The sequence below is a fragment of the Amycolatopsis cynarae genome (genome assembly GCF_026802195.1).
GTDB classification, from domain to species: Bacteria; Actinomycetota; Actinomycetes; order Mycobacteriales; family Pseudonocardiaceae; genus Amycolatopsis_E; species Amycolatopsis_E rhizosphaerae.
Genome location: NZ_CP113836.1, coordinates 2,183,599 through 2,209,943, shown reverse-complemented (window position 1 = coordinate 2,209,943; position 26,345 = coordinate 2,183,599). Strand labels below are relative to the sequence as shown.

Annotated in this window: 27 protein-coding genes; 9 read left to right on the top strand and 18 right to left on the bottom strand. The window is 71.4% G+C overall.

Annotated elements, in window-relative coordinates; all coding sequences use genetic code 11:
* Positions 1-75: 75 nt before the first annotated feature.
* Entirely contained in the window at positions 76-261 is a 186-nt protein-coding gene (locus ORV05_RS10440; protein ID WP_268758253.1) for a CsbD family protein, read from the bottom strand.
* A 134-nt stretch (positions 262-395) separates the two neighbouring features.
* Here ORV05_RS10440 and ORV05_RS10435 point away from each other — a divergent pair, with 134 nt between their 5' ends.
* Complete coding sequence (locus tag ORV05_RS10435; protein ID WP_268758252.1) at positions 396-1,466, top strand: carboxylate-amine ligase; 1,071 nt, start codon at positions 396-398, stop codon at positions 1,464-1,466.
* A 6-nt stretch (positions 1,467-1,472) separates the two neighbouring features.
* Here ORV05_RS10435 and ORV05_RS10430 read toward each other — a convergent pair whose 3' ends face one another.
* On the bottom strand, positions 1,473-2,372 hold the full coding sequence (locus tag ORV05_RS10430) for a DMT family transporter (RefSeq protein ID WP_268758251.1): 900 nt from the start codon (positions 2,370-2,372) through the stop codon (positions 1,473-1,475).
* On the opposite strand from ORV05_RS10430, the gene ORV05_RS10425 reads away from it, so the two are divergent.
* The gene (locus ORV05_RS10425) at positions 2,371-3,807 is read left to right on the top strand and encodes an aminotransferase-like domain-containing protein (RefSeq protein WP_268758250.1); all 1,437 of its coding nucleotides are present in this window, start codon (positions 2,371-2,373) and stop codon (positions 3,805-3,807) included. The genes ORV05_RS10430 and ORV05_RS10425 overlap by 2 nt on opposite strands.
* Before the next feature lie 31 nt (positions 3,808-3,838).
* Positions 3,839-4,264 (top strand): SRPBCC family protein, encoded by a 426-nt coding sequence (locus tag ORV05_RS10420; protein WP_268758249.1) that lies wholly within the window; start codon positions 3,839-3,841, stop codon positions 4,262-4,264.
* Positions 4,265-4,369: 105 nt separating this feature from the next.
* Here ORV05_RS10420 and ORV05_RS10415 read toward each other — a convergent pair whose 3' ends face one another.
* The 3 genes from ORV05_RS10415 to ORV05_RS10405 all read right to left on the bottom strand — a co-directional run bounded on the left by ORV05_RS10415 (position 4,370) and on the right by ORV05_RS10405 (position 6,886).
* Positions 4,370-4,939 carry a TetR/AcrR family transcriptional regulator gene (locus tag ORV05_RS10415; protein WP_268758248.1) on the bottom strand — a complete coding sequence of 190 codons (570 nt, stop codon included), beginning with the start codon at positions 4,937-4,939 and terminating at the stop codon, positions 4,370-4,372.
* A 38-nt stretch (positions 4,940-4,977) separates the two neighbouring features.
* Positions 4,978-5,946 (bottom strand): SLAC1 family transporter, encoded by a 969-nt coding sequence (locus ORV05_RS10410; protein ID WP_268758247.1) that lies wholly within the window; start codon positions 5,944-5,946, stop codon positions 4,978-4,980.
* A 100-nt stretch (positions 5,947-6,046) separates the two neighbouring features.
* Positions 6,047-6,886, bottom strand: a complete 840-nt coding sequence (locus ORV05_RS10405; RefSeq protein ID WP_268758246.1) for a helix-turn-helix transcriptional regulator — start codon at positions 6,884-6,886, stop codon at positions 6,047-6,049.
* A 103-nt stretch (positions 6,887-6,989) separates the two neighbouring features.
* On the opposite strand from ORV05_RS10405, the gene ORV05_RS10400 reads away from it, so the two are divergent.
* A complete protein-coding gene (locus ORV05_RS10400) occupies positions 6,990-7,697 on the top strand; it encodes an SDR family oxidoreductase (protein ID WP_268758245.1) in 708 nt (235 codons plus the stop codon).
* Here the strand turns inward: ORV05_RS10400 and ORV05_RS10395 are convergent, their stop codons facing one another.
* Complete coding sequence (locus tag ORV05_RS10395) at positions 7,698-8,063, bottom strand: VOC family protein (protein WP_268758244.1); 366 nt, start codon at positions 8,061-8,063, stop codon at positions 7,698-7,700.
* 139 nt (positions 8,064-8,202) lie between these two features.
* The gene (gene fgd / locus ORV05_RS10390) at positions 8,203-9,207 is read right to left on the bottom strand and encodes a glucose-6-phosphate dehydrogenase (coenzyme-F420) (RefSeq protein WP_268758243.1); all 1,005 of its coding nucleotides are present in this window, start codon (positions 9,205-9,207) and stop codon (positions 8,203-8,205) included.
* A gap of 112 nt (positions 9,208-9,319) precedes the next feature.
* Between fgd and ORV05_RS10385 the strand changes: the two genes are divergently transcribed.
* Positions 9,320-9,856, top strand: coding sequence for a CGNR zinc finger domain-containing protein (locus ORV05_RS10385; RefSeq protein ID WP_268758242.1), 537 nt, complete (start codon positions 9,320-9,322; stop codon positions 9,854-9,856).
* 16 nt (positions 9,857-9,872) lie between these two features.
* Here ORV05_RS10385 and ORV05_RS10380 read toward each other — a convergent pair whose 3' ends face one another.
* The 5 genes from ORV05_RS10380 to ORV05_RS10360 all read right to left on the bottom strand — a co-directional run bounded on the left by ORV05_RS10380 (position 9,873) and on the right by ORV05_RS10360 (position 13,835).
* Entirely contained in the window at positions 9,873-11,054 is a 1,182-nt protein-coding gene (locus ORV05_RS10380; RefSeq protein ID WP_268758241.1) for a MalY/PatB family protein, read from the bottom strand.
* Positions 11,051-11,533: a mycothiol transferase gene (locus tag ORV05_RS10375; protein WP_268758240.1), complete on the bottom strand. Its 483-nt coding sequence runs from the start codon at positions 11,531-11,533 to the stop codon at positions 11,051-11,053. Before ORV05_RS10375 ends, ORV05_RS10380 begins: the two co-directional genes overlap by 4 nt.
* Positions 11,530-12,036 (bottom strand): hypothetical protein, encoded by a 507-nt coding sequence (locus tag ORV05_RS10370; RefSeq protein WP_268758239.1) that lies wholly within the window; start codon positions 12,034-12,036, stop codon positions 11,530-11,532. Before ORV05_RS10370 ends, ORV05_RS10375 begins: the two co-directional genes overlap by 4 nt.
* Positions 12,037-12,145: 109 nt before the next feature.
* Entirely contained in the window at positions 12,146-13,189 is a 1,044-nt protein-coding gene (locus ORV05_RS10365) for a medium chain dehydrogenase/reductase family protein (protein ID WP_268758238.1), read from the bottom strand.
* A 79-nt stretch (positions 13,190-13,268) separates the two neighbouring features.
* Entirely contained in the window at positions 13,269-13,835 is a 567-nt protein-coding gene (locus tag ORV05_RS10360) for a TetR/AcrR family transcriptional regulator (RefSeq protein WP_268758237.1), read from the bottom strand.
* A 115-nt stretch (positions 13,836-13,950) separates the two neighbouring features.
* Between ORV05_RS10360 and ORV05_RS10355 the strand changes: the two genes are divergently transcribed.
* Together ORV05_RS10355 and ORV05_RS10350 are read left to right on the top strand one after the other, a co-directional pair.
* The gene (locus ORV05_RS10355) at positions 13,951-14,766 is read left to right on the top strand and encodes a mycofactocin-coupled SDR family oxidoreductase (RefSeq protein ID WP_268758236.1); all 816 of its coding nucleotides are present in this window, start codon (positions 13,951-13,953) and stop codon (positions 14,764-14,766) included.
* A gap of 14 nt (positions 14,767-14,780) precedes the next feature.
* Positions 14,781-15,332: a TetR/AcrR family transcriptional regulator gene (locus tag ORV05_RS10350; RefSeq protein WP_268758235.1), complete on the top strand. Its 552-nt coding sequence runs from the start codon at positions 14,781-14,783 to the stop codon at positions 15,330-15,332.
* Positions 15,333-15,435: 103 nt separating this feature from the next.
* Here ORV05_RS10350 and ORV05_RS10345 read toward each other — a convergent pair whose 3' ends face one another.
* From ORV05_RS10345 to ORV05_RS10335, 3 genes are all read right to left on the bottom strand, one after another.
* Entirely contained in the window at positions 15,436-17,676 is a 2,241-nt protein-coding gene (locus ORV05_RS10345) for an MFS transporter (RefSeq protein WP_268758234.1), read from the bottom strand.
* Between the two features lie 130 nt (positions 17,677-17,806).
* Complete coding sequence (locus ORV05_RS10340) at positions 17,807-19,663, bottom strand: ABC transporter ATP-binding protein (protein ID WP_268758233.1); 1,857 nt, start codon at positions 19,661-19,663, stop codon at positions 17,807-17,809.
* A 78-nt stretch (positions 19,664-19,741) separates the two neighbouring features.
* The gene (locus ORV05_RS10335) at positions 19,742-21,547 is read right to left on the bottom strand and encodes an alkyl/aryl-sulfatase (protein WP_268758232.1); all 1,806 of its coding nucleotides are present in this window, start codon (positions 21,545-21,547) and stop codon (positions 19,742-19,744) included.
* A 222-nt stretch (positions 21,548-21,769) separates the two neighbouring features.
* On the opposite strand from ORV05_RS10335, the gene ORV05_RS10330 reads away from it, so the two are divergent.
* Both ORV05_RS10330 and ORV05_RS10325 read left to right on the top strand, forming a co-directional pair.
* Positions 21,770-22,297, top strand: coding sequence for a DUF5946 family protein (locus ORV05_RS10330; protein WP_268758231.1), 528 nt, complete (start codon positions 21,770-21,772; stop codon positions 22,295-22,297).
* A gap of 108 nt (positions 22,298-22,405) precedes the next feature.
* Positions 22,406-23,782: an acyl-CoA dehydrogenase family protein gene (locus ORV05_RS10325; RefSeq protein WP_268758230.1), complete on the top strand. Its 1,377-nt coding sequence runs from the start codon at positions 22,406-22,408 to the stop codon at positions 23,780-23,782.
* Between the two features lie 90 nt (positions 23,783-23,872).
* On the opposite strand, the gene ORV05_RS10320 is transcribed toward ORV05_RS10325, so the two are convergent.
* From ORV05_RS10320 to ORV05_RS10310, 3 genes are all read right to left on the bottom strand, one after another.
* On the bottom strand, positions 23,873-24,184 hold the full coding sequence (locus ORV05_RS10320) for a winged helix-turn-helix transcriptional regulator (RefSeq protein ID WP_268758229.1): 312 nt from the start codon (positions 24,182-24,184) through the stop codon (positions 23,873-23,875).
* A gap of 63 nt (positions 24,185-24,247) precedes the next feature.
* Positions 24,248-24,634, bottom strand: coding sequence for a nuclear transport factor 2-like protein (locus tag ORV05_RS10315; protein ID WP_268758228.1), 387 nt, complete (start codon positions 24,632-24,634; stop codon positions 24,248-24,250).
* A 59-nt stretch (positions 24,635-24,693) separates the two neighbouring features.
* On the bottom strand, positions 24,694-26,331 hold the full coding sequence (locus ORV05_RS10310) for an ABC-F family ATP-binding cassette domain-containing protein (protein WP_268758227.1): 1,638 nt from the start codon (positions 26,329-26,331) through the stop codon (positions 24,694-24,696).
* Between the last annotated feature and the right edge of the window lie 14 nt (positions 26,332-26,345).

Below are 26,345 nucleotides of genomic sequence, written 5' to 3'. Positions count from 1 at the left end.
CCGGCGGCTTGCGGGCAACAGCACAACGCGGTGGCCTCGGACATCGAGGCCACCGCGTCGCCCGGCGCGGGGTCGTTACCGGTCGAACACGCCCTTGACGGCGTCCTTGACCTTCTCGCCGGCCTGCTTGATGCTGCCCTTGGCCTGGTCGCTCTTGCCCTCGGCCTCCCACTGCTCGTTGCCGGTGGCCTCGCCCAGCTTCTCCTTGGCCTGTCCCTTGATCTCTTCCGCCTTGTTTCCGGCCTTGTCCGATGCAGTCATTGCCATACCTTTCGTCGTTGGGGACACTGTCCGGGTACCCCGTCGCCCGCGGCGCTAACCAGACCCGCCGTATAGGTCGTTATACGGTCCACTGAGGACGGTTGGCCGTCCGCTGCCGCGGGTACCCCCGGCGAGTGCTGACCGTGGGTGTCGAAGAAGAGTTCCTGCTGCTCGATTCGGACGGGCATCTCGCACCCGGCGGTCCCGAGGTGGCCGAGGCGACCGAGGAGCCCGAAGGCGAACTGCAGCCGGAGCTCGCGCGGTGCCAGGTGGAATCGGCGACCGGTGTCTGCTCGAGCGCCGGTGAACTGGCCGGGCAGCTCCACCGGCTCCGGGAGCGGCTCGCCGTCGAAGCCGGGGCACGCGGGCTGCGCCTGGTGCCCACCGCGAGCCCGCTGCTGCCCGAACCGGTACCTCCCCGCATCACACCCACCCCGCGCTACCGTCGCATGGCCCGAAGTTTCGGCGCCCTCGCGCACACCGGCACCACCTGCGGATGCCATGTGCACGTGGCAATCCCGGACCGGGAAACCGGGGTCCGGGTGGCCAACCACGCCCGCCCCTGGCTGCCGGTGCTGCTCGCGCTCACCGCGAACTCGCCGTTCCACGACGGGGAAGACACCGGGTACGCCAGCTGGCGCCACATCCTGTGGTCCCGGTGGCCCTCCGCCGGACCGCCACCGGTCTTCGCCTCCGCCGATCACTACGAGTCCCTCGTCGAGGCGCTGCTGCACGCGGGCGCCCTGCTCGACCGCGGGATGGTCTACTGGGACATCCGGCTCTCCGAGAAGCAGCCCACCCTGGAATTCCGCGTCAGCGACGTGGCCGCCACTCCCGGAGAAGCGACGCTGCTGGGGCTTCTCGCCCGCGGCCTGGCCGGTCTGGCACTGGACGATCTCGACGCGCCGCCGCCCGCGGTGTCCCAGGAAGTGCTGCGCGGCAACCTCTGGCGCGCCGCCCGCGACGGCGTTCCCGGCTGCTGCCTGCACCCGCTCACCGGCGAACTCATGCCCGTGCTCGCGCAACTGGACGAGCTTCTGGACCGGGTCGCCCCGGTGCTGCGCGAAACCGCGGGGGATCTGGAGTTCGCGCGCGAGGAACTGGCCCGGCTCCACGAGACCGGCGGCGGCGCGAACCGCCAGCGCGCCGCGTACGCGCGGCGCGGGCGGTTCGCCGACGTCGTCGACTTCCTCGCGGTGAACTGAAAACCGTCAGCCCCGCGCCCGCTGCGTCACGGCGATGCAGACCAGCACGATCACCGCGGTGAACGGCACGACCGGCGACACCCGTTCTCCCAGCAGCAGCACCGACCAGGCAAGGGTGAGCAGCGGCTGAGCGAGCTGGAGCTGGCTGGCCCTCGTGACCCCGATGGCGGCCATTCCCCGGTACCACACGACGAAACCGCCGAACTGGGAGATCGCGGCGACGTAGCCGAGGCCCGTCAGCGCCAGGGCGGTGGGGTGGGCGGGTTCCGACGAAAGGGCCAGCACGGTCGCGACGAGGGTGACCGGCAGCGCCGCGAGCACGCTCCAGGCGATGACCTGCCACCCCGGCATGTGCCGGGCGAGCCGCCCGCCTTCGGCATAACCGGCGGCGCACACGAGGAGCGCCGCGAACAGGTACAGATCGGCCGCGGTCGGTTTGCCGTGGCTTTGCAGCAGCGTGAAGGCGATGACCGCGACCGCGCCGGTCACCGCCCCGGCCCAGAAGAGCCGCGAAGGCCGCGCACCGGTGCGGACGGCGCCGATCACGGCAGTGGCCAGGGGCAGCAGGCCGATGACCACCGCGGAGTGGGCGGTCGAGGAGGTTCGCAGCGCGAGCGTGGTCAGCAGCGGAAAGCCGACCACGCATCCCCCGGCGACGACGAGAAGCCCCGGCCAGTGCCGCCGCCCAGGGACCGGTACCCGGCTCACGGCCAGGCACACCGCGGCCGCGAGCGCGGCCAGTACGCCGCGTGCGCCGGTGGCCGTCCAGGGGCCAAAGCCGGTCAGCGCCCAGACCGTGGCGGGGAAGCTGAAGGAGAAGAGGAGCACGCCCAGCGCGGCGAAGGCCGTTCCGCCGCGGTTCGCCGCTATCGCACCGGGCAGAGTAGCGCTATCGTGAGCTGTCATGAATGATGGTAGCAGTGTGGCTCATCTTGCCGGTATTCTCCGAAACGAGCTCAAGCGCTACCCGGAAGGCGGCAAACTGCCGTCCAGTCGTGCCCTGATGGAGCGGTACCGGGTGAGTCCGGTGACGGTCTCCCGCGCGATCGCGGCACTGGCCGCCGAAGGCCTGGTGATCTCCCGTCCCGGCGCGGGGGTCTTCCGCGGCGGGCGGCGGCCGGGGCCGCCGCCCCGGGGTGACGTGTCCTGGCAGGAGGTCACTCTCGGCGCGGGCGAAGGGCGGATCGAGCCGCGTGGCGCGGACGCGTCCGGCCTGCTGGCCACCCTCACCGCGCCGCCGCCCGGCTCGATCGACCTCAACGGCGGCTATCCGCACCCCTCGCTGCAACCCGAGCGCGCCCTCGCCGCCGCGCTCGCCAGGGCGGGACGGAGGCCCGGCACCTGGGACCGGCCCCCGGTCGAAGGACTTCCCGACCTCAGGGCCTGGTTCGCCCGGGACATCGCGGGCCCGGACCAGGCCCTCGGCGAGGCCGACGTCCTCGTCACCGCGGGTGGCCAGAGCGCGCTCAACACCGCGCTGCGCTCGCTGACCGCCCCGGGCGCCCCCGTCCTCGTGGAATCACCCACCTATCCCGGCATCCTCGCCGCCGCACGAGCCTCGGGCCTGCGCCCGGTCCCGGTGCCCGTGGACGCCGAGGGAGTGCGGACCGATCTGCTGGAGGAGGCCTTCCGGACGACGGGGGCGAAGACGTTCGTCTGCCAGCCCCTGTTCCACAACCCCACCGGTGTGAGCCTGTCGGCCGCCCGCAGGCACGAGGTGCTGCGGATCGCTCGTCGGGCGAACGCTTTCGTCGTGGAGGACGATTTCGCCCGCCGTCTCGCCCACACCGACGCGCCGCCCCTCCCCCGACCGCTCGCGGCCGACGACCCCGACGGCATGGTGGTGCACGTGCGGTCGCTGACGAAGGTCACTTCGCCCAGTCTCCGGGTCGGAGCGCTCACCGCGCGTGGGCCCGCGATGGAGCGACTGCGGGCCATCCAGGTGATCGACAGCTTCTTCGTTTCCCGCCCGCTTCAGGAAACCGCACTCGAACTCGTCGGCTCCCCCGCCTGGGCAAGGCATCTCCGCACCCTCGCGGACACCTTGCGGGACAGGCGGAACGCGATGGCCGAAGCCGTGCGCGAAGAACTTCCCCTGCCGTTGAACGCAATACCGCGCGGCGGCTATCACCTGTGGCTGCGCCTGCCGGACGGCACCGACGAGACCGCACTCGCCGCGGCGGCGCTGGCCGCCGGGGTCGCCGTCACCCCCGGCAGGCCGTACTTCCCGGCCGAGGCCCCCGCGCCGCACCTGCGCCTGAGCTACCTCGGCGCCGCGAGCACGGAAGGGATCCGGGAGGGAATTCACCGCCTCGGCCGGGCCTGGCGGGCACTATCGTGATCACCGGGCGACGAAGCCACTGGAGGGCGGCATGCGACATGAGACCATTGTGGACATTCAGGCCGGCATGGATGCCGTCTGGCCCGTACTGCGGGACGTGACGGACTGGCCCGACTGGTGCGAAACCGTGGAACGGGTGAGCCTGCTCGGCGACGGCCCCTTCGGCGTGGGGACCCGCGCCCGGGTCAAACAGCCGAAGATGACCGAGCTGACCTGGGAGGTCACCGAACTGACCCCGGACAGTTCGTTCACCTGGCGCACGAAGGGGCCGGGCTACGTGATCGAAGGGGGCCATTTCCTCACCCCGCTCGCGGGCGAGGGGACCCGGGCGCGCCTCACCCTGGACGTGACGGGACCGCTGGCCCCGCTGCTGTGGCTGCTCACCGGCTCACGGACCCGGCGCTATGTCGACCGGGAAGGCGCCTGCCTCAAGCGCCGGTGCGAGCGGACGCCCTGAGCCGGTCCGGGTGAGGGCGTCGGCCGTGAAGGGTCCCTTCACAGTCGATTCAGCTGTGAAGGGACCCTTCACGGCTCGCCCCAGTCCTCCGGCGGGATGGGTGGGTCAGGCGCGGAGGGCGGCCAGGGCGAGGTCGAGTTCGTCGTCGACGCCCGACTGGTCTCCCCGGGTCTTGGCGCGGAGCGTGGCGCCCTCGAAGGAGTCGATCAGGAAGGCCGCCAGCGTCGCGGCGGGGCGGTCCGCGGTGATCTCACCGGCGGCCTGACCCGCCTTGATCGCCTCGGCCACGGTCGCGGTCCAGTGGTCGAGCGTCTCCCGCACGGCCGCACGCACCTTCTCGCCCGCGGTCACGCTGTCGCTGGCGAACGTCCCGAGCAGGCACCCGAACTCCACCCCGGTGCCCCGGGTGCGTGCGACCTGGGCGAGGAAGTGCTTGCGCAGCCGCGCGAGCACCGGACCGTCCTCCTTGAGGGCGGAGTAGTCGACGGATCGCGCGTAGCGGTGCATGATCTCCGCCGCGAGCGCTTCCTTGCTGGCGAAGTGGTTGTAGAACGACCCCTTCGGCACGCCCGCGGCCTTCGTGATGTCCTGCACGCTCGCGCCGTTGAATCCCTGGCGGCGGAACACGTCCTCGGCGTGTTCGACCAGTTTGTTCTTCACGCTTACCTGCGGCATGGTTCCAATATGACCGTTCATCTTAGCACTGTCAAGCCTCATCGGACCGCCGCGGGCGACCGGTCCTCTTCGCGCAGTCGCCGGGGCGGGTTCAACAGGGCGAGCGAACGCCCGGCGACCGCGCCGATGAGCACGGTGGCGACGGTGACCACGAGCCAGGCGATCATCGTGTGCAGTGGCGACGGCGCCAGGGTCAGCAGCCGCACGCCGTAGGTCGCGCTCGCCGCCGTGGTGAAGGTGAAGGCCCAGAAGCCGAGCACGAACGGAAGGCGCAGATAGCGGCGGAGCAGGAACAGGTGCGGCAGCAGCAGCGCGGCGAGGGTGCCGAGCAGGACCTCGTGCATGGTGCTCATCCGCGGACCGGCGATCGCCCACCAGGCGTTGCCCGCCACCGCCGGCGGCGCCGAGAAGATCGCGAGCGTGGGCAGCAGCGGCCCGGGCAGCGCGTCGCCCGTGGCGAACCGCCCGAGCAGGACGGCGCCGATCAGGAGCCAGAACAGGATTCCCACGGCGAACAGGGCCGTGGCCGCATCGCGGTGGCCGATGGTCGCGAGGGACTGCGAGGCGATGAGCGAGGCCGCGACCGTCGGCAGGAGGTAACCGCCGTGCAGCGTCGCGAGTTGCCGCGGCACGGTGAGCATCGAGGCCAGGAACCAGGCACCGAACGCGACGGCGGCCGCGAGCATCACCCAGACCAGCACCCGGCCGGTGGCCGGAAGGAAGGTCGCGAGATGGGCCGCGAGCAGCGAACCGGTGGTCGGGGCGAGCGCGGCGAACGGTCCGAGCACCGGGTGGCGCAGGTCCTCGGCGATGTCGCGGAGCCGGGCCGCGGCGGCGTACCGGAGGAGCGTGACGAGCCAGGCGACGGCCGCCACCCCCCAGAGGATCTCACCGGCGGCTTTGGGCGCACCGAGTGCCGGTCCCGCCGCCGTCCAGGTCCCGGCGAGACCGGCGAGACCGAAGCCGATGCCGAGCGTGTTGAGGGGAAGCCGGGGTTTGGTTTCCATTGCTCTTTCCCTTCCGTGATCGACACCGACAATATGACCGGTCGTCTTGGAAGGCAAGGCATGGCGTCGGAGGTGTGATGCACGGAACCCGCGGGCTGACTCAGCCCACGAGCGACTGGGTGCCGAGGACGGAGAGCAGCGCGAGCCGTTCGGCGTCTTCGCTGCCCGGCTCGGCCGTGTAGATCATCACCCGCAGATCACTGCCCGCCACGGTGAGGATGTCGCAGTCCAGGGTCAGCGCACCCACCCGCGGGTGGTCGATGGTCTTGCGCGCGGCCACGTGCGAGCCGACCACGCCGGAATCCCACAACTCGGCGAACCGGGCGCTGTTCGCCCGCAGCTCGATGATCAGGCGCCGCAGGTTCCGGTCGGCCGGATACCGGCTCGCGGTCGCGCGCAGATCGGCGACGAGCGCGGCCTCGAACGCGCGCCGTTCGTCCACGGTGAAGCGAACGCGGCTGCCGGGGCCGACCAGGTTGCGCCACACACCGTTGCGTTCGTTGCCGGTCCATCCGGACGGATCCCCCATCAACGCCGCGTACAGCGGGTTGGCCAGCAGCAGCGTCCATGCCGCGTCGTAGACGCCGACGGGGGTGTCGGCCAGCCGGTCCACCAGCCGCTGGACGCTCGGGGTGAGGTACGCCGGTACCATCTCCGGGCCCGGCGGCACCTGCCCGGCGAGCCGGAACAGGTGCCCGCGCTCGGTCGCCGACAGGCGCAGCGCCCGCGCCAGCGCGTCCACCACCTGCCCCGACGGGTTGGCGGCGCGGCCCTGCTCGAGGCGGGTGACGTAGTCGGCGGAGATCCCGGCCAGCATGGCCAGTTCCTCGCGGCGCAGGCCCGCCGCGCGCCGCTGCCCGCCCGCGGGCAGCCCCACGGCCTCCGGCGGCACCCGGTCACGCCACCGCCGCACCGCCCGCCCGAATTCCGTCGCCGCCACGCCCTCCAGTCTGCCCGGGACCGCACGGAACTTCCTGGTACCCGTGGTCCCAGGAAGACGGGACGACTGGCCGGTCACGGCGCCGGGGCGGAGAGTCGGGGCCATGACGACAACACTGATCACCGGAGCCAACAAGGGACTCGGCTTCGAGACCGCCCGCCGCCTCGTCGAAGCGGGTCACACCGTCTACCTCGGCTGCCGCGACGCCGAGCGCGGCCGCCGGGCCGCCGAACGGCTGGGTGCGCGGCTGGTCCTCCTCGACGTCACCGACGACGCGTCCGTCGCCGCGGCGGCGAAGACCGTCGAGGCCGACGGCGGGCTGGACGTGCTGGTGAACAACGCCGGCATCGAACCGCGGAATCCGGACAACGGGGTGCCGGGCGCGGCGGAACTGACCGCGGAACTGATGCGCACGACCTTCGACACCAACGTCTTCGGTGTGGTCCGCGTCCTCCACGCGTTCCTGCCGCTGCTGCTGGCCTCCCCCGCCCCCGTCGTGGTCAACGTGAGCAGCGGCCTCGCCTCGCTCACCAGGATGTCCACTCCGGACACTCCGACGCACGCCTACCCCGGGGTCGCCTATCCCGCCTCGAAGGCCGCGGTCAACATGCTCACCGTGCAGTACGCGAAGGCGTTCCCGGGCCTGCGGATCAACGCGGTCGAGCCCGGTTACACCGCGACGGACCTCAACGGCCGCACGGGCACGCAGACCGTCGAGGAGGGCGCCGAGATCATCGTCCGGATGGCGCAGGTGGGCCCGGACGGCCCCACCGGGGGCTACTTCGACGCCTCGGGCCCCCTCCCCTGGTGATCAGGCGGAAAGGAATTCCAGCCGGTTGCCAACCGGGTCGTCGGTGTGGAAGCGACGCCGGCCGGGGATCTCCGCCGGGTCCGCCCACCGCACCGGATATCCGTCCCGCGCCAGCGCCTCCGCGACCGCGTCGACCTCGACCACGAACGCCGGATGGGCCTTGAGTGCGGGCCGGAAGTCCTGATCGACGCCGACGTGCAGTTCACCGTCGGGGCCACCGACGCCGGGCACGCGGAACCAGCAGCCACCGCGTGCCGCCAGCACCGGGGGCTTCGGCAGTTCGGTCCAGCCCAGCGTCCCGCCGTAGAACTGCCGGATGCGGTCCTCGGCACCTTCGGGGCAGCAGACCTGCACATGGTGGATCACGACTGGCCTCCCGGTCTCGCCGATCAACGCCGGACCAGCGTAGCGGGCGAGGTAAGGACCGGGGTTCCGGAACAGCGGCTGCGGCGCCGGTTCCGGGCGGGCCGTTCGCGGGTGTCCTCCCCCGCGAACGGCCGCCTCGTCAGCCCAGGGCGTGCAGCCTCGGGAGCACGTCCTCGGTGAACTGGGTCAGGAAACGCTCCTGGTCGTGGCCGGGGCCGTGGAAGACCAGGTGGTTGAGACCGGCGTCCACGTACGGCTTGATCTGGGCGAGGGCCTGGTCCGGGTCGGAGGCCACGATCCACCGCTTGGCGACCTGCTCGATCGGCAGTTCGTCGGCCAGCCGTTCCATCTCCTCGGCGGAGGACACGCTGTGCTTCTGCTCCTGGGTCAGCGAAAGCGGCGCCCAGAACCGCGTGTTGGCCAGCGCCTGCTCCGGATCCCGGTCGTAGGACATCTTGATCTCGATCATCCGGTCGATTCCCTCGACGTCCCGCTCCGCCGCCGCGGCGCCCTCGGCGACCGCGGGCATCAGCTTGTCGGTGTAGAGCTCCATGCCCTTGCCCGAGGTGCAGATGAACCCGTCCCCGGACCGGCCCGCGTACTTGGCGACCACCGGGCCGCCCGCGGCGACGTACACCGGCACCGGCTGGTCCGGCCGGTCGTAGATCTTGGCGTTGACCAGCTGGTAGTACTCGCCATCGAACGACACGTTGTCGCTGGTCCACAGCTCCCGCATGAGCTTGATCGCCTCGCGCAGGCGCGCGAAGCGCTCCTTGAACTCGGGCCACTCCCGGCCCGAGACGGCGATTTCGTTGAGCGCCTCACCGGTGCCCACACCCAGCAGCACCCGGCCGTTCGACAGCAGCGACATGGTGGCGAACGCCTGCGCGATCACCGCCGGGTTGTACCGGAACGTCGGGGTCAGCACGCTGGTGCCGATCTGCACCCGGCTGGTCCGCTCGGCCACCGCCGACATCCAGGCCAGCGCGAACGGCGCGTGCCCGCCCTCGTGCCGCCACGGCAGGAAGTGGTCGGACACCATGACCGAATCCAGTCCCAGTTCCTCGGCGCGCACGGCGTACTCGACCAGGTCACGGGGCCCGAACTGCTCGGCCGACGCCTTGTAACCCACCTTCAGACGCACGTTTCTTCCTCCCTCGCGGCAAGTCTTCCCCTCCAACCTACTGGCGCGGGCCGCGCCGCAACTCGCGCACTCCGCCACCGCGACCGCTTGACGTCACCGTCAGAATGGTGACGTGCATGTGTTCGTGAGCGGCCGTATCTCGCTGGACCTGGCCGGGACGCTGAAGTGGCGGCGCGACGAGCCGGAGGAGCTGCTGCCGGACGGTCCGAGCGCGGCAGGCTGGATCGTCGAGGCGCAGCTGCTCACGCAGCCGCCCCGGCTGGACGGCGCGGACGCGGAGGCGGTCCGGCGGTTGCGCGAACTCGTCTACGCGGCGGTACGGGTGGACGCGCCGCGCCGGGTCGCGACGGCCGAACTGCAGGCGCTGGCGGACCCGCCGCCGGTCCGTTCCGTGCTCACCGCCGAGGGCGCCCTCGAGCGCCAGGGCGACCTGGTCGCCGTGCTGTCGACCGTGGCGCGGGACGCGATCGAGCTGATCGGGTCGGCGGAGCTCGACCGGGTCCGCGAGTGCGGCCGCCCGGAGTGCACGCGCCTGTTCGTCGACCATTCGCGCGGCAAGCCGCGGCGCTGGTGCGGCATGGCCGAATGCGGCAACCGGGTCAAGGCCGCGAACTACCGGCGCAGGCAACGCCTGGCGGAACAGGCGTAGACCGCGCCGGAAGGGTTCAGCGGCGCACGAGGGCGCCCAGCCGGGCCAGGAGCTCCTCCAGCACCGCCGCGCCGGTCGCGAAGTTCAACCGGAGGTGGGCCTGGCCGTCCGCGCCGAATCCCGCCCCGCCGTCGAGGAGGACCCCGGCCCGCTCCAGCACCTCGGCGACCGGGTCCGCGGCGCTCACACCGAGGTGGTCCGCCCGGAACCAGTACAGATATCCCGCCTGGGGTGGCGGTTCGGCCGCCGCACCGGCCCACTCGCCGAAAGCGTCCGCCACGCGCTGCCGGTTCCGGTCGAGCACCCGGGCCAGCCGGGCCTGCCACCCCGCCCCGTGCCGCCACGCGGCCAGCGTGCCCGCCACACCGAGCGTCGACACCGTGCCGTAGAGGTCGGGGGGTTGCGCGTCCCGCACGGCCAGCAGGCGCGGCGGACCGTAGTGCACCACCGAGCAGCGCAGGCCCGCGAGGTTGAACGCCTTGCCCGCCGAGGTCAGCGTCACGGTCCGCTTCGCGGTGTCCTCGCTCAGCGAAGCGAACGGGATGTGCCGGTGCGGCGCATGGGTCAGTTCGGCGTGGATCTCGTCGCTGATCACCAGCAGGTCGTGCCGGCGCGCGAGCGCGGCGATCTCGCCGAGTTCGTCGCGCGTGAACACGCGTCCGGTCGGATTGTGCGGGTTGACCAGCAGGAGCACCCGGCAGTCGTGGGCGGCGACCGCGCGGGCGAGCCCCGCGATGTCCGGTTCCCATCCGTCGGCGGTCCGCTTCCAGGGCGAATCGACCCGCCGCCGCCCCATCGTGGTGATGGTCGCGAGGAACGGCGGGTAGTTCGGGGTCTGGACGGCCACCGCGTCACCGGGGCTGGTGGCCAGGTGCAGCAGGAGCTGCAGCCCCTGGATGAGATCGGTGTGCTCCCGGACGGCGGCGGGGTCGATCTCCCAGCCGTGGCGTTCGCGCATCCGCTGCGCGAACGCCGCCCTCAGGGGGTTGCCGTCCGGCCAGTCCGGATAGCCCAGCGCCCCGTTCCGGATCGCCTCCCCGATCGCGTCGGAGACCACCTCCGGCACCGGGAAGTCCATGTCCGCCACCCAGGCGGGCAGGACGTCTCCGGTGACCCTGCCCCATTTCACGCCGTGGCTCTTCCGGAGGTCCGCGACACGGAGATCGTCGAACAGCGGGTCCGTCGCGCCCGTCGTCATCGCTTCACTCCCGCCAGGAGGAGGTCGCGGGTGAGCTGGACCTGGCCGTGGTGCTGCGCCAGTTCCTCCAGTACGTGCAGCAGGACCCCCACGCGGGTCAGCGGCCGTTCCGGCCCTTCGTAGCCGGGCTCGGGCGGGTTCGACGGCGGGGCCGCGAAATCGGCGCCGAGCAGATCCGCCCGGATCCGGGCCGTCACGGCGTCGATCCGGGTCCGGAGTTCGTCCAGGGTGCCCGCCGCCGCGAACTCGGCGGCCCGGTCGCGTGCGGAGGGCCGCCCGGCGAACACGTGCCCGATCCAGTATTCGGCCACCTCGGCGCAGTGGAACACGATCGAATAAGCGCTGTTCGCACCGTCCAGCGCGGGCCGGGCGGTGGCCAGCGGCTCACCGAGTTCGACCAGCGCCGACAGCATCCCGCCGAAGGCGCGGTTGAGGAAGTACAGGTACTCGTCGGGCGGTACCGGGGCCTGCGCGGTCATCGGGAGATCTCCTCCAGGGTGCGGTGCTTCGTTTCGGGCAGGAAGGCGACGACGAGGGTCGTGCCTCCGGCGGTGAGGACGAGCGGGACGAGCGACGGGCCGATGAGCGCGCCGAGGCGGCGCAGCCTGGTCGGGAAGAGTTCGGGGGTGTAGGCGTAGATCGACGACCACATGCCGAAGAAGAAGAACTGCAGGAACGACCCGGCGATGAGCAGGCTCGCGGTGTCGCCCGCGTGGCCGTAGGCGAAGCGGCGAGGGCCGCGGCCAGGGTGTAGCCCGCCAGGCATCCCTTGCGGCCCGCCTTTTCGATGAGGCAGGCGGCCGAGAGGAAGCCGGGGATGCCGGTCGACCGAGTCGAACAGCCACGCGGTGGCGATGACGAGGAACAGCGAACGCTGGTACCGCGACAGCGGGAGCCGCTCCAGGCGGGCCGCGACACCCGCCTCCGTGCCGTTGCGGGGTGGCGAGAGGGCGCCGTCTTCCCGCGATGTCCCTACCGACATGCCGCTTCCTTCCCTGGAGCACATCCGTCACCGTCTAAACAGTCACCGAAGTCTGCGGGCCGATTCCGTTACTGTCAAGACGGTGACGGCATTGGTCGCGGCGGGATGTTCAGTGCCCGGGGACGAGCACGACCTTGCCGGTGACGGTCCGGGACTCGGCCAGTTCGAGCGCCTCGGCCGCCTCGGTCAGGGGGAACGTGGCCGCCACCTGGGCGCGCAGCGTCCCGCGCGCGGCCAGGTCGAACACGGCGGTCAGGTCCTCGGCGATCCGGGCGCGGAACCGGCTCGCGTTCCCCTTGCCGGCCCAGATGTTGTAGAAGTGCGCGTTTCGCTTGTTGGGCAACAGGTTCCACAGCAGCAGACGGCCGAGCAGCTTCAGCACCGGCAGCCGGGAGTTGCCTTCCTCGTCCTTCGTCGACGCCGTGCCGTAGGCGACAAGCGTCCCGCCCGGCGCCATCAGGCGGAACGAATCGACGATGCCGGGGCCTCCGACGTGGTCGAACACCGCGTCCACTCCCCTGGGCGCCAGCGCCCGGACCCGGGCGGGGACGTCGCCCCGGTAGTCGACGGGAGTGGCGCCGAGCGCTTCGACGGCGGCGGCGTTGCGGGCCGAGGCGGTGCCGATCACCCGGATGCCCGCGGCCCGGGCGAGCTGGACCAGCGTCGAGCCGACCCCGCCGTTCGCCCCGTGCACCAGTACCGTCTGCCCGGCCCGGGCCTTGGCGACGCGGTGCAGCATCTGCCACGCGGTGATCCCGTTGACCACGAAGGTCTCCGCCTCGGCGGGGTCCAGTGTGGACGGTACGGGGACCAGGTCGGCGGCGGCCAGCACCCGGTGGCTGCTCCAGCCGCCGGTCTTGGTCAGCGCGGCCACCCGCCGCCCGGTCAGCGCGCGGTCCGCCCCGGCGCCGACCGCCACGACGGTGCCGACCAGGTCGTAACCGGGCACGAACGGGAATGGGGGCTGGTCGTAGTACTTCCCCCTGCGCATCTGCTGTTCGGCGAACGAGACGCCGCTGGCCTCGACCCGCACGAGAGCCTGTCCGGGCTCCAGGCCCGGCAGTTCGCGCCGGCTGACCACCAGTCCCCGCGGCTCGACGCGGCCGGGAAGGACGATCTCCACCGCGGTGACGCGGGAGGTTTCTGTCGTCATCGGTCTTCTCCTCCTGTGGTGTGTGACTGGTCAATCACTCGACGGTCGAAAAAAATGCCCGAGCCTCCGGGCGGTGGATTCACCGCCCGGGGTGCCGGATACCGGCGTTGAGGATCTCCGCCCACCCCTGCCGGTTCCCGTCGAGCCCGAGCGTGGTGATCAGGTGGCACAACTGGCCGTAGGCGATGAACCGCTGCACCTCGGCATCACCGGCGCCGGAACGGGTCTTGGCGTACTCGGTCACCCGGGCCAGGCCGCGGCGCACGGCGTCGGCGATCTCCGGGACGTCGGCCGCCGACTGGGCGTGCACCTGGAGCATCAGCAGGTTCCGGTCCCCGATCAGTTCGGCGTAGGCGCCGCCCATCTCGGACAGCACGGCGTCCGGATCGCCGCCGTCCGCGCGCGCCGCGCCGTTGGCGAGCGCCCGCAGGACCAGTTCGTAGCAGCGGTCCAGGGCGGCCACGAACAGCGCCACCTTGCCGGGGAACAGCTTGAACACGTACGCCGGGGAGATGTCCGCCCGTGCGGCCACCGCGCTGATCGGCGTGCTGTGGTAGCCGGACCGGGCGAACTCGGCGATGGCCGCCTCGACCACGGCGTCGCGCCGGACATCGGACGTGGAAAGGGTGGCACCGCGCTTCGTCACGTGAGTGACCGTACACTCACTCTTCTTCCGCCACAAGCCGGGTCTCTTGACTGAGTGATCACTCAGGGACAGGATGACGGCACCCACGACGCGGTGCGGAAGACGGAGGTTCACCATGGCGGGACGAGTGGCGGGCAAGGTAGCGCTGATCACGGGCGCGGCCCGGGGGCAGGGCCGCGCGGAGGCGATCCGGCTGGCGCAGGAGGGCGCGGACGTCATCGCCGTCGACATCGCCGGCCCGCTGCCGAGCGTCTCCTACCCCTCCCCCACACCGGCGGACCTGGACGAGACGGTCCGGCTGGTGGAGAAGACCGGACGGCGGGCACGGGCGGTCCAGGCCGACGTGCGGGACCTGGCGGCCCTGCGCGCGGGCGTGGAACCCGCCGTGGCGGAACTGGGCGGGCTGGACATCATCGTGGCCAACGCCGGGATCTGCGTGCCACGCCCCTGGGACGAGGTGACCGAGCAGATCTTCGACGACACCCTCGGCGTCAACGTGCGCGGGGTGTGGAACACCGTCATGGCGGGCGCCGGGCACCTGGTCGAACGCGGCGGCGGCTCGATCATCCTGATCAGCTCCGCCGCCGGGCTGAAGGTGCAGCCGTTCCTGCTGCCCTACACCACCAGCAAGTGGGCCGTGCGCGGGATGGCGAAGGCCTTCGCCACCGAACTGGCCCGGCACCACATCCGGGTCAACAGCGTGCACCCCACCGGCGTCAACACCCCGATGGCCGGCGAAACGCTCGGCGCGGCCTTCGCGAAGGGCTTCGAGGGCGATCCGCGGCTGGCCGGCATGCTCACCAACCTGCTGCCGGTGACGATCACCGAACCCGAGGACGTCGCCGACACCGTGCTGTTCCTCGCCTCCGACGAGTCCAAGTACGTCACGGCGCACGAACTGGCACCCGACGCCGGGGTCACCGAGTTCTGACACACTCGGCCACCGTGACCGCCGAACGCCCCTCCGGCCGCGACCGCATCCTCGCCGCGGCCGAGCACCTGTTCGCCGAGCGCGGCTACGCCCGCACCTCGACCGCCCGGCTGGCCGCGGCGGCCGAGGTCCCGCAGGGCTTGATCTTCTACCACTTCGGCACGAAGGAGGGCCTGCTGCTGGCCCTGATCCGGGAACGGTCCACCCAGACCCTGGCCGATCTCGTCCCGGCCCCTCCGCCCGCCGACCCCCGCGCCGCGATCACCGAACTGTGGGCCCGGCTGTGCCGCCTGCTGGGCGAACAGACCCCGATGCACCGCATCGTCTTCCGGGAGGGCGAGCACCACCCCGAACTCCAGGCCCGCGCCCGCGAAATCCACGACCACATCACCGACACGATCACCGCCTACCTCACCGGGATCACCGGGCACCCGGCCCCGACCGCACGGCACCGCACCGCGGCCCGCATGCTCGTCGCGGCCTCCTCGGCCAACGCGCTCACGCCCGACGCCGACCCGCTCGTCCCCGGCGCCGTCGCCGACCTCCTGCTCCACGGCCTGACCTGATGGCACGCCTGCGAAGGGGGGCTGCGCGTTGCCGTGAGGGGACCCCGCACGGTCGATACGACTGTGAGGGGTCCCCTCGCGGCGCCCCGCTGTCCGTTGGTTCCTAGCGCGGTTCCGTGGCGACCAGGTCGACATCCACGATCGCGGGCTCGCCCACGGTGAGGCTGACGTGCCGCACGGTCGGCGTATAGAGGCTGGTCACCACGGTGTACTCGCCGGGAGCGAGGTCGCGCAGTTCGTACCGGCCGTCGTCGTCGGTCACGACGCTGGCGACGAGGTCGCCGTCCTCGGCGGTGACGGAGACGGTGGCCCTGGCCAGACCCCGGCCGCCGGGGTCGGTGACCGTGCCGTGCAGCCGTCCGATCGCCCGCAGGAACAGGTCGGCCACGGCGGGCTCCTGCCCCGTGATCACGACGGTTTCCGCGTGCGGCACATGGCTCGGCAACTGCGCGACGACGGTGATCTCCCCGGCGGGCAGCCCGGCGAGGGAGAAGGTGCCGTCCTCCGCGCAGACGGTGCTGCCGACCACCCGGCCGGTGACGTCGGTGGCGGCCACGGTGGCACCGGCGACCGGAGCGGCGCCGCCGATACGGCGGACGACACCGGTCACCACACCGCCCCCGGCCAGTGCGAAGTCGCGGACCGCGCCCGCCCCGTTGAGCGAGACCGACACCGCCTCCGGCTGGAACCCCGGCGCCGTGACGATGATCGTGTAGGTGCCCGGCCGCAGCCCGCGCACCGCGTAACCCCCGTCGGCGCCGGCGCGGGCCCGGCTGACCTGACGGCCGTCGGGACCGGTCACCGTGACGGTGCCGTCGGCCACGACCGCACCGGCCGCGGTGCGCAGCGAACCGCTGATCTCGCCCGCCGCGGGCGGTTCGGCCGGAGGGACAGCGCTTTCGGCGGCGGGCCGCGCCGTGACGGACGGCCGCCGCCCCGGGAGGAACGCCGCGATCACCAGCGCGCCGAGCGCGGCGCACGCGCTGACGGCCAGGATGATGCGGAACCCGTTCTGCGCGGGCAGGGTGACCGGGCCGAGCTTCATGGTCACGTGGGCCAGGACGACCCCGGCGACCGCGCTGGACACCGAGGTGCCGATCGACCGCATCAGCGTGTTGAGGCTGTTGGCGGCGGCCGTCTCGGACACCGGCACGGCACCCATCACCAGTGCGGGCATGGCACCGTAGGCGAGACCGATCCCGGCGCTGACGACGGCGGCGCCGATCATGAGCTGCCACACCGCCGACATCAGCAGCACGCTCAGGCCGTAGCCCGCGGCGACCACCACGGCGCCGGTCATGAGGGTGACCTTGGGGCCCATGGTCCGCGAGATCCGCGCCGACAGCGGTGCCGTGGCCATCATCAGCAGGCCCCCCGGCGCCATCGCCAGGCCCGCCACGAGCATGGTCTGGCCCAGTCCGTATCCGCTGCTCTTCGGCAACTCGATCAGCTGCGGGAACGCCAGTGACATGGCGAACATCGCGAACCCGAAGACGACGGAGGCGATGTTGGTCAGCAGCACCTGGCGGCGCGCGGTGGTGCGCAGGTCCACCAGCGGCTGCGGGGTGCGCAGTTCCCACCGGCCCCAGGCGAGCAGGATGACCACCGCCGCGCCGAGCAACCCCAGGGTCAGACCGCTGCCCCAGCCCCAGTCACTGCCCTTCGAAATCGCCAGCAGCAGGCACAGCAGCGCGACCGACATGCCGAGCGCGCCCGGCAGGTCGAACCGCCCGCCCGCCCGGACCTTCGACTCGGGCACGAGTGAGAACACGAGCACGGCGGCGACCGCGCCGAGGCCCGCGGCCGTCCAGAACAGCACGTGCCAGTCGGCCTTCTGGGCGAGGAAGGCGGCCGCGGGGAGACCGAGCGCGCCGCCCACGCCGAGCGAGGCGCTCATCAGCGCGGTCGCCCCGGCGAGCCGCTCGACGGGCAGTTCGTCCCGCATGATGCTGATGCCCAGCGGGATGACGCCGGATGACAGGCCCTGCAGGGCGCGGCCGACGACCATCGGCGCCAGCGCGGAGGACAGGGCGCACACGACGGAGCCCACGACGAGCATCGCGACACTCAGCAGCAGCATCCGGCGCTTGCCGTACATGTCGCCCAGCCGCCCCATGGTCGGCGTGGCGATGGCGGCCGCGAGCAGCGTGGCGGTGATCGCCCAGCTCGTGTCGGACGCCGAGGCCCTGAGCAGCTGGGGGAGTACGGGCACCAGCGGGATGATCAGGGTCTGCATGAGCGAGACCACGATCCCGGAGAAGGCCAGTACGGCCACGACGGCGTCCGGCCGGACCCCGGGCGGCGGTGCCTGCGCGTCGGTGGGTCTGGTCAGGGCATGGGTCATGGGTGGCTCTCCCGTCCTCGGTGCGCGCACAGATTTAAATCAATTGATTGCCTTACTTTAGAGGAGCGTCGGGCCCCGCGGCCGCGAGGGACCCCCTCTCGGCACACCCCGGCCTCGGGAGGCGCCGGGGTCAGAAGGTGGGGGCGGGGGCGTCGTCGGTGAGGAAGCCGCCGGACTGGTGGGCCCAGAGGCGGGCGTAGGTGCCCTCGCGGGCCAGCAGTTCCGCGTGCGTGCCCCGCTCGACGATCGTGCCGTGGTCGAGCACCACCAGCTGGTCCATGCGCGCCACGGTGCTCAGCCGGTGCGCCACCACCAGCGCCGTCCGGCCCTCCATCGACCGCCACAGCGCGTCCTGCACCAGGATTTCGCTCTCCGAGTCCAGCGCGCTGGTCGCCTCGTCCAGCAGCAGGATCGGCGCGTCCCGCAGGATCGCGCGGGCGAGCGCGACGCGCTGCCGCTGCCCGCCAGAGAGCTTCACCCCGCGCTCCCCGACCAGGGTGTCGAACCCGTCCGGCAGCGCTTCGGCGAACTCCGTGACGTGCGCGGCCTTGGCGGCGCGGTACACCTCCTCGTCGCCCGCGCCGGGGCGGGCGAAGGCGATGTTCTCGCGCAGCGTCCGGTGGAACATCGCCGGTTCCTGCGGCACGTAGGCGATCAGGCCGCGCAGATCCTCCTGGCGCAGCCGCGAAATGTCCTGGCCGCCGACGAGGATACGGCCCCCGTCGACGTCCATCATCCTCAGCAGCAGCCGGCTCAGCGTGGTCTTCCCGCCGCCGGACCGGCCGACCAGGCCGAGCTTGCTGCCGCCCGGCACGATGAGGTCCAGACCAGTGAACAAGGGCGCCGCACCGGCGTGCCCGAACCGCACGCCCTCGAAGCGCACCTCGACGCCCGTGCCGCTGCACATGCCGGTCCGCGCCGCCCGCAGCGGTTCCGGTGACGGCGGGTCGAGCACGGTCGGCGGATCGAGCAGCAGGTAGGTGAACTGGGCGGCCTCGGTGAGCGAACTTTCCAGCCGCCGGTAGATCTGGTTGAACTCGAACATCACGCGAGTGGCGCTCGTGTAGTACGAAAACGTCACCACGATCGCCTCGACACCCATTTTCCCGCCGGTCACGCCGACCGCGATCAGCAGCCCGAGCACGTTGGTGAGCACCGACAGCGGGGTGACCACGCTGTCGATGCGCAGGTTCGCGTAGTCCCAGGAGCGGATGTTGAGGCGGCGCAGTTCCCCGACCCGTGCCCGGTGCTCGGCGGCTTCGCGTTTCTCCGCCGCGAAGGCCCGCACCGTCTCCATGTTCGCCAGGCTGTCCGCGATGTGCCCGGACACCCGGGCCGAGGCGGCCTCCCGCCCGTCCACCAGCGCCTGGCGCCGCCGCACCAGCGGCGCGACGACCAGCCCGGTCAGCGTGATCATGCCGAACAGGACCGCCACCAGCAGCGGGTCGTAACGCCAGAGCACCACCGAGGCGAACACCAGCGGTGCGATGTTGGCGATCACGTTGAAGGCCAGTGTGTCGGCGAAATCCTCGAAGCGGGCGGCGAAGCTGATCAGGCGTTTGGTCAGCGAACCGGCGAAGTTGTCGTGGAAGAACGCCGCGTCCTTGGCCAGCAGCTCGTCCATGCCGGTGAGGTAGAGGTCCTCGATCCCGCGGGCGTCCGTCCTGACCAGACAGTGGATACCGAGGCGCCACAACAACTCTCCCGCGAGCAGGAGACCGGCGAAGGCGAGCAGGTACGGCAGCAGGACGGCGATTCCCGCGCCGTTTCCGGACAGCTTCCCAGCGAGCGCACCGATGGCCAGTGGCGCGAGATAGGCCAGGCAGGTGTTTCCCAGTGCGGGCACCAGAAGTCCCGGCACGGCGACCGTCCGGTGCCGGGCCAGCACACGCCCGTAATGGCGCAGCGCCAGCAGCATGGCGTCCTTCCGGCGCGAAGACTTCCTGAACGTATCCGCGTCGTCGTCCCGTTCGGCGGGCTCGGACATCCCTCCCCCTCCCCGGCCCGGCGGCCGCTCGGCGAGGATCCATGCTGTCGCAAGGGAGACGGAGAAGCGACCGGTTTTCTAGGGAGTGACGATCGGGAAGGATTCGTCCGGCGTCTGCAGCAGTCCCCTCAGCCTGGCCAGCGCCGAGAGATCGCCTTCGTGCTCGATGTCGTCGAGCCCCTGCCCGGCGAGCAGGCCGGGCAGGTGCCGCTTGGCCAGGGTGAGGGTGAGATCCGGCCGCACCGCGCTCTTCGGATTCCAGGTCTGGATCAGCGCGCCGTGGGACAGTGCCAGGCGCACCGTGGTGCCGGAGTCGGTGAACCGCCAGTCGATGACGAGGGATTCGGCGGCCGCCCGGAGACCGTCAAGGCGGATCGCCAGTGCGTCGAACACCTGCTCCACGGTGAGCGCCGCCAGCAGTCCGCGGGACGGAGTCAGCGGAAGGGGTTCGACGCCGTGGCGCAACTCGTGGGCGCCGGTGAGGTAGAACGTGCGCCAGGTCGCGTTTTCGCTGCCGTAGGCCAGCTTTTCGCAGACTTCGGCGAGCGCGTCCCGGGCCGCGTCGTCACCCGGGTCGGCGAACACCGCATGCTTGAGCAGTTCGGCAGCGAAGCGCAGGTCCCCTTCTTCGGCATAGTGCCTTGCCTTGTCGCGTACGGCCTGCTGCCCGCCGATCACCTCGACGTAGCGCACGGCGGCCGCCTCGGGCGGATGCAGCCACAGGGACGACGGATGGCCGTCGAACCAGCCAAGGTAGCGCTGGTAGACGGCCTTGACGTTGTGGCTGACCGACCCGTAGTAGCCGCGGGCGTGCCAGGCCGATTCCAGCGCCGGGGGAAGCGTGAACCGCTCCGCGATCTCGGGCCCGGTCAGGCCGTTGTTCAGCAGGCGCAGGGTCTGGTCGTGCAGGAAGGCGTAGAGATCGCGCTGTTCGGTCAGGAAACGCACGATGTCGCCGGTGCCCCAGGTGGGCCAGTGGTGGGACGCGAAGGCGACGTCGGTGCCGGAGGCGAACTGTTCGATCGCCTCGTTGAGGTACCGCGACCACCGCCGCGGATCGCGGACCTGCGCGCCCCGCAGGGTCAGCAGGTTGTGCAGGTTGTGCGTGGCGTTCTCGGCCAGGCAAAGCGCGCGGTGACCGGGGAAGTGGAAGTTCATCTCCGCGGGTGCTTCGGTTCCCGGCGTGATCTGGAAGACCATGCGCACCCCGTCGACGGTCTCCTCCTGACCGGTGTGGGTGATGTCGGTGGTGGGCGCGATCAGGCCGATCGAGCCGCGGGAGAGCGCGATGCCCAGGCCGTTGCTCACCTGCCCGGCCGGGCCCGCGCCGAGCGGCGCGCCGTACATGTAGCTCGCGCGGCGGGCCATCGCCGTGCCCGCGTAGACGTTTTCCGACACCGCGTGCTCCAGGAAGCCTTCCGGCGCCAGGATCGGGACCTCGCCCGCGCCCTCGGGCAGTACCCCCCGCACACCGCCGAAGTGATCGACGTGCGAGTGCGTGTAGATCACCCCGGTGACCGGCCGGTTCCCCCGGTTCCGCCGGTAGAGGGCGATCGCCGCGGCCGCGGTTTCGGCCGAGGTCAGCGGATCGATGACGATGACGCCGGTGTCCCCCTCGACGAGGGTCATGTTCGAGAGGTCCAGGCCGCGCACCTGGTAGATCCCGCCGGTCACTTCGAACAGGCCGTGTGCCCGGCACAGCCGCGCCTGCCGCCACAGGCTGGGGTGCACCGTGTCCGGGCACTCGCCGTCGAGGAAGTCGTAGGGCCGCAGATCCCACACCAGCCTGCCGTCGGCGGCCTCGACCGTGCACGGATCGAGCCGGTCGACCAGTCCCCGGGTGGCGTTGTCGAAGTCCGTCCGGTCGGAATAGTCCAACCCCATGGATGCCCTCCACCACCTGCGAAACCGGCACTCGGTCCAACTTCGCATCGACCGGAGGGAGACGTGAACACCCGTTCCGGATGAGCCGGCCGGCGTGCGGGGCCCTCACGGGAAATGCTTCGGCAGCACCGGATTCGACCGCGAAGCTGGTCGACTCTCCCGTGGCTGGTGCCCCTACCATGCGGCACCGATACCTATCGGTCCGTCTCGGCAGGAGTAGAAGTGGCTGTTCACGGTGAACGCGGGGGTCGCACGCCGATCGACAGGGAGCAGGCACCGGGCCGCTGTCCCGAATGCGGAGCGCCCGCCCAACCCCAGTCGTGTGAAGAGCTCTTCCACACCGTGCTCGCGCTCGACCACTCCCGGCGCCCGCCCTGGGGCCCCCTGCACGGGGTCACGGTCTCTTGCTTCCTGCTCCAGCACCCCAGCCGTCTGCCCGTCTCCGAACGGGTGCGCTCCTGGACGATTCTGCACACCTACCTCAACGAGGGCCTCTCCGCCACCTCACGACTCACCGAACGGGCCCGACGCGCCAACTCCCACCGCCACCGGGGTGCGGCGCTCCCGGACCTTTCCCCCGCCGCGCCCGCCCCGTCCGGGACTTCGTCACCCACGGTCTTCGGTGTCACCATCGCCGACGTTGCCCAGGACGGCACATTCCCCGCCGACGGCTTCCCGGAACGCGTCATCGCCTGGGCCAAGGCCACCGTCACGGCATGGCGGGATCACGAAGGCCGGCCGGGGCACTGACGCCCGGCAGGCGGACACGGCGCGGGGTAGACTGTGATCCGCGCCACATGAAAACTCCATTCCATTCTCGTTTTCTCTCCTTTTTCGAAATCAGGTTGAGGTAGCACTATGGCTATCGACTTCACACTGACCGAAAAACAGCGGCAGATCCAGTTGTCCGCCCGCTCCTTCGCGGAGAGCCAGTTGGCCCCGCTGACCGACAAGATCGACGCAGAACCGGATCCGTTGAAGGGCTTCCAGCTCACCAAGGACGCCTACGCCGAGGCGTGCAAGCGCGGTATCGCGTTCTCCATGCTCCCTGCCGAATACGGCGGGGGCGGACTGTCCAATGTCGATTTCGTGATCGCCGCCGAGGAGATCCAGGCGGTCGATCCCGGATTCGGCACCACCGTACTGGTGAACGGACTCGGGCTGCTGCCGGTCTGGTATTACGGAACCGAGGAGCAGAAGAAACGGTTCATCGGCACCGCGACCGCCGATCAGAGCGGTGAATTCATCGTGGGATACGCGGCCAGTGAACCGCCGGGCACGCCGGGTGGCACCGCGAACTTCGACGCCCCGGCGATCAACGGGGCGGGCATGCAGGTCACCGCGCGGCGCGACGGCGACGAATACGTCGTCAATGGCCGCAAGTACTGGCCCTGCAACGTCGGCGGCTGGGACAACCAGGGCGCCAACCTGAACCTGGTGATCGTGCGCACCGACCCCCGCGCCGGCGGCACCGTCGGCCTGTCCGCGCTCATGATCGAGCGGGGCACCCCGGGCATCACCTACCGGTCGATCAGCACCAGCGCCCAGCGCAGCACACCCAACTGCGAAATCATCTTCGACAACGCGCGGGTGCCCGCCGACAACCTGATCGAGGGGACCCGGGGCAACGGCGACCTGGTGATCAACCGGAACTTCGCCTGGTCCGGCCCGGTCGCCGGGATCGGCGCGGTCGCGGTGGCGAGGACGGCCTACGAGGAGACCCTGCGCTGGGCCAAGACCTACACCGCGGGCGGGCCCGCCCCGATCATCAACTACCAGTACCCGGGCTACGTCCTCGGCGACGTCGCGGCCAAGATCGAGGCCGCTCGGTACTTCTGCTGGAAGGCGGCGCACTACCTGGACCAGCACGGCTACCACGGCGAAATGCTCGGCGCGATGTGCAAGGTGCACTGCACCGAGATGATGTTCGACTGCGTGTACAAGTGCATGCAGGTCGTCGGGGTCAACGCGGTCGACCGCAAGCACCGGTTCGACCGCTACCTGCGGGAAGCGGCACTGCTGCCGCTCTACGACGCCGGAAACTTCGGGATGCAGCGGCGGCGGGTGCACGGCGTCATGGTCGACGAGACCTTCAACCCGCGCGCCTTCATGGACGACGAACCGGTCGACTTCACCAAGGGCATGGAGGGCATCGACACGATCCCCGGCCCGAAGACCGACGAACCGACGATCCCATCCCCGAAGGTCGCCGAACCCGGCTTCGTGAAGCAATAACCGCACCTGGTCCCTCGGCGGCGGGAGGGCGGCCTGTCGGTCCTCGTATCGGATGTGTGCCCTCAAGGCGACGTTGAGGGCACCCGACACCTATTCGCCGTGAGGCCGTCCCTCACCGCCCTCGGCCGACCGGAGTTCACGGCTCCAGGCTTGTGCCCAGTCCAGCAGGGGTTCGAGACTGCCGACGAGGCCGTTGCCGGTCGCGGTCAGCACGTAGCCGCCACCGGCCCGTTCGACGATCCGCGCGCCGGTGAGTTCGTGCAGCCGCCGGGTGAGCACGCTCGACGAGAGGTCGCCGCAGGACGCACGCAGTTCACGGAAGGTCAGCGGCCTGTCCGCCCGGTCGAGCTCCCAGATGATCCGGAGTGTCCATCGCCGCCCGACCAGGTCGAACAGCGCCATGACGGGTCGTCCGGTGGTGGACCCGCGAACGGGGTGCCCCGGCTGCGGTGTGCCCGGCATCGCTCACCCCCGCACGGAGGGCAGTGGTGTCCGTTCGAGCGCCTCCCGCATCCGGCCGATCGCCGTCCGCAGGACCGGGTAGGGCCGCAGGAACAGGGTTATGTGGGCCAGCTCCCCGGTTCCGGTGCGCTCCTCCCGCAGCAGGCCCTGCACATCCTGGCCGCCGACCCGGGCCACCAGGGCATAGACGGCATCCCGCTCGTCGCCCCACTCCCCCGTCCGTTCGACCCCTTCGAGCACGCCCGCGATCAGTCCGAGCATGTGCGCGACGTCGCCGCGCCCGTGGTAGTCGGCGACCGGGCTCGAAAACGTCACGTGCTCGGCCAGGGCCTCCGAGAGCGGGCCGTGATCACCCGAGGCCCAGGCGGCGAGAACCGGAGAAGGACTCATGCCTCTATTTTAGAGGCAAACCTGCGCGTGATCACCACGGGAACGGGAACCGGTCACCCTCAGGCTTCCGTGACCTTGCCGTCCGCCACTTCCAGGCGACGGGTGAGGTGCACGGCGTCGAGCATGCGGCGGTCGTGGGTCACCAGCAGCAGTGTGCCCGGATAGTTGTCCAAAGCGGACTCGAGCTGTTCGATCGCGGGCAGGTCGAGATGGTTGGTCGGTTCGTCGAGCACCAGCAGGTTCACGCCGCGCGCCTGCAGCAGGGCCAGCGCGGCGCGCGTCCGTTCGCCCGGTGACAGGGTCGCCGCCGGGCGCAGCACGTGCGCCGCGGTCAGCCCGAACTTCGCCAGCAGCGTCCGGACCTCCGCGTCGGCGAACTCCGGCACCTCGCGGGCGAACGCCTCGGCCAGCGGCACGTCACCGAGGAACAGCCGCCGTGCCTGGTCCACCTCGCCGACCACCACGCCCGGGCCCAGCGCCGCGGCCCCCTCGTCGAGTTCGACGCGGCCGAGCAGCGCCGCCAGCAGCGTGGTCTTCCCGGCCCCGTTCTCACCGGTGATCGCGACCTTGTCCGCCCAGTCGATCTGCAGGTCGACCGGGCCGAGCGTGAAACCGCCGCGGCGCACGACCGCGCCGCGCGCGGTGGCGGCCACCGCGCCCGCGCGCGGTGCCGCCGCGATCTCCATCCGCAGCTCCCACTCCTTGCGCGGCTCCTCCACGACCTCCAGGCGCTCGATCATCCGGTCGGTCTGGCGAGCCTTGGCAGCCTGCTTTTCGGTGGCCTCCGCGCGGAACTTGCGGCCGATCTTGTCGTTGTCGGAGGCCTTGCGACGGGCGTTCTTGACGCCCTTCTCCATCCACGCGCGCTGCGTGCGGGCCCGGGTTTCGAGGGTGGCCCTGGTGGCGGCGTACTCCTCGTAGTCCTCCCGCGCGTGCCGACGGGCGACGGCCCGCTCCTCGAGGTAGGACTCGTACCCACCGCCGTAGGTGTTGACCTGCCGCTGCGCGAGATCGAGTTCGACGACCCGGTCCACGGTGCGGGCGAGGAACTCGCGGTCGTGGCTGACCAGCACGGTCGCCGCCCTCAGCCCGCCGACGAACCGCTCCAGCCGGGCCAGGCCGTCCAGGTCGAGGTCGTTGGTCGGCTCGTCGAGCAGGAACACGTCGTACCGGCTCAGCAGCAGCGACGCGAGCCCGGCGCGCGCGGCCTGCCCGCCGGAGAGCGAGGTCATCGGCTGATCGAGGCCGACGGAGAGCCCCAGCTCGGCGGCGACCTCCTCGGCGCGGTCGTCCAGATCGGCGCCGCCCAGCGTCAGCCAGAGGTCCAGCGCGGCCGCGTAGGCGTCGTCGGCGCCATCCGCGCCGGTGGCCAGCGCCTCGGTGGCGGTGTCCAGTTCGGCCTGCGCCGCGGCGACCCCGGTGCGGCGGGCCAGGAACGCCCGCACCGACTCGCCCTCCCGCCGCTCCGGTTCCTGGGGCAGGTGCCCGACGGTGGCCGTCGGCGGGTTCAGCCGGACCTCGCCGCTGTCCGGTTCGGCCAGGCCGGCGAGCACCCGCAGCAGGGTCGACTTCCCCGCGCCGTTGACCCCGATCAGGCCCACGACCTCACCCGGCGGCACGACCAGGTCCAGGTCCGAGAACAGGGTGCGCTCGCCGTAGGAGGCGGCGAGGCCCTTCACCACAAGAGTTGCGCTCATCAGGCTGCCGAGCT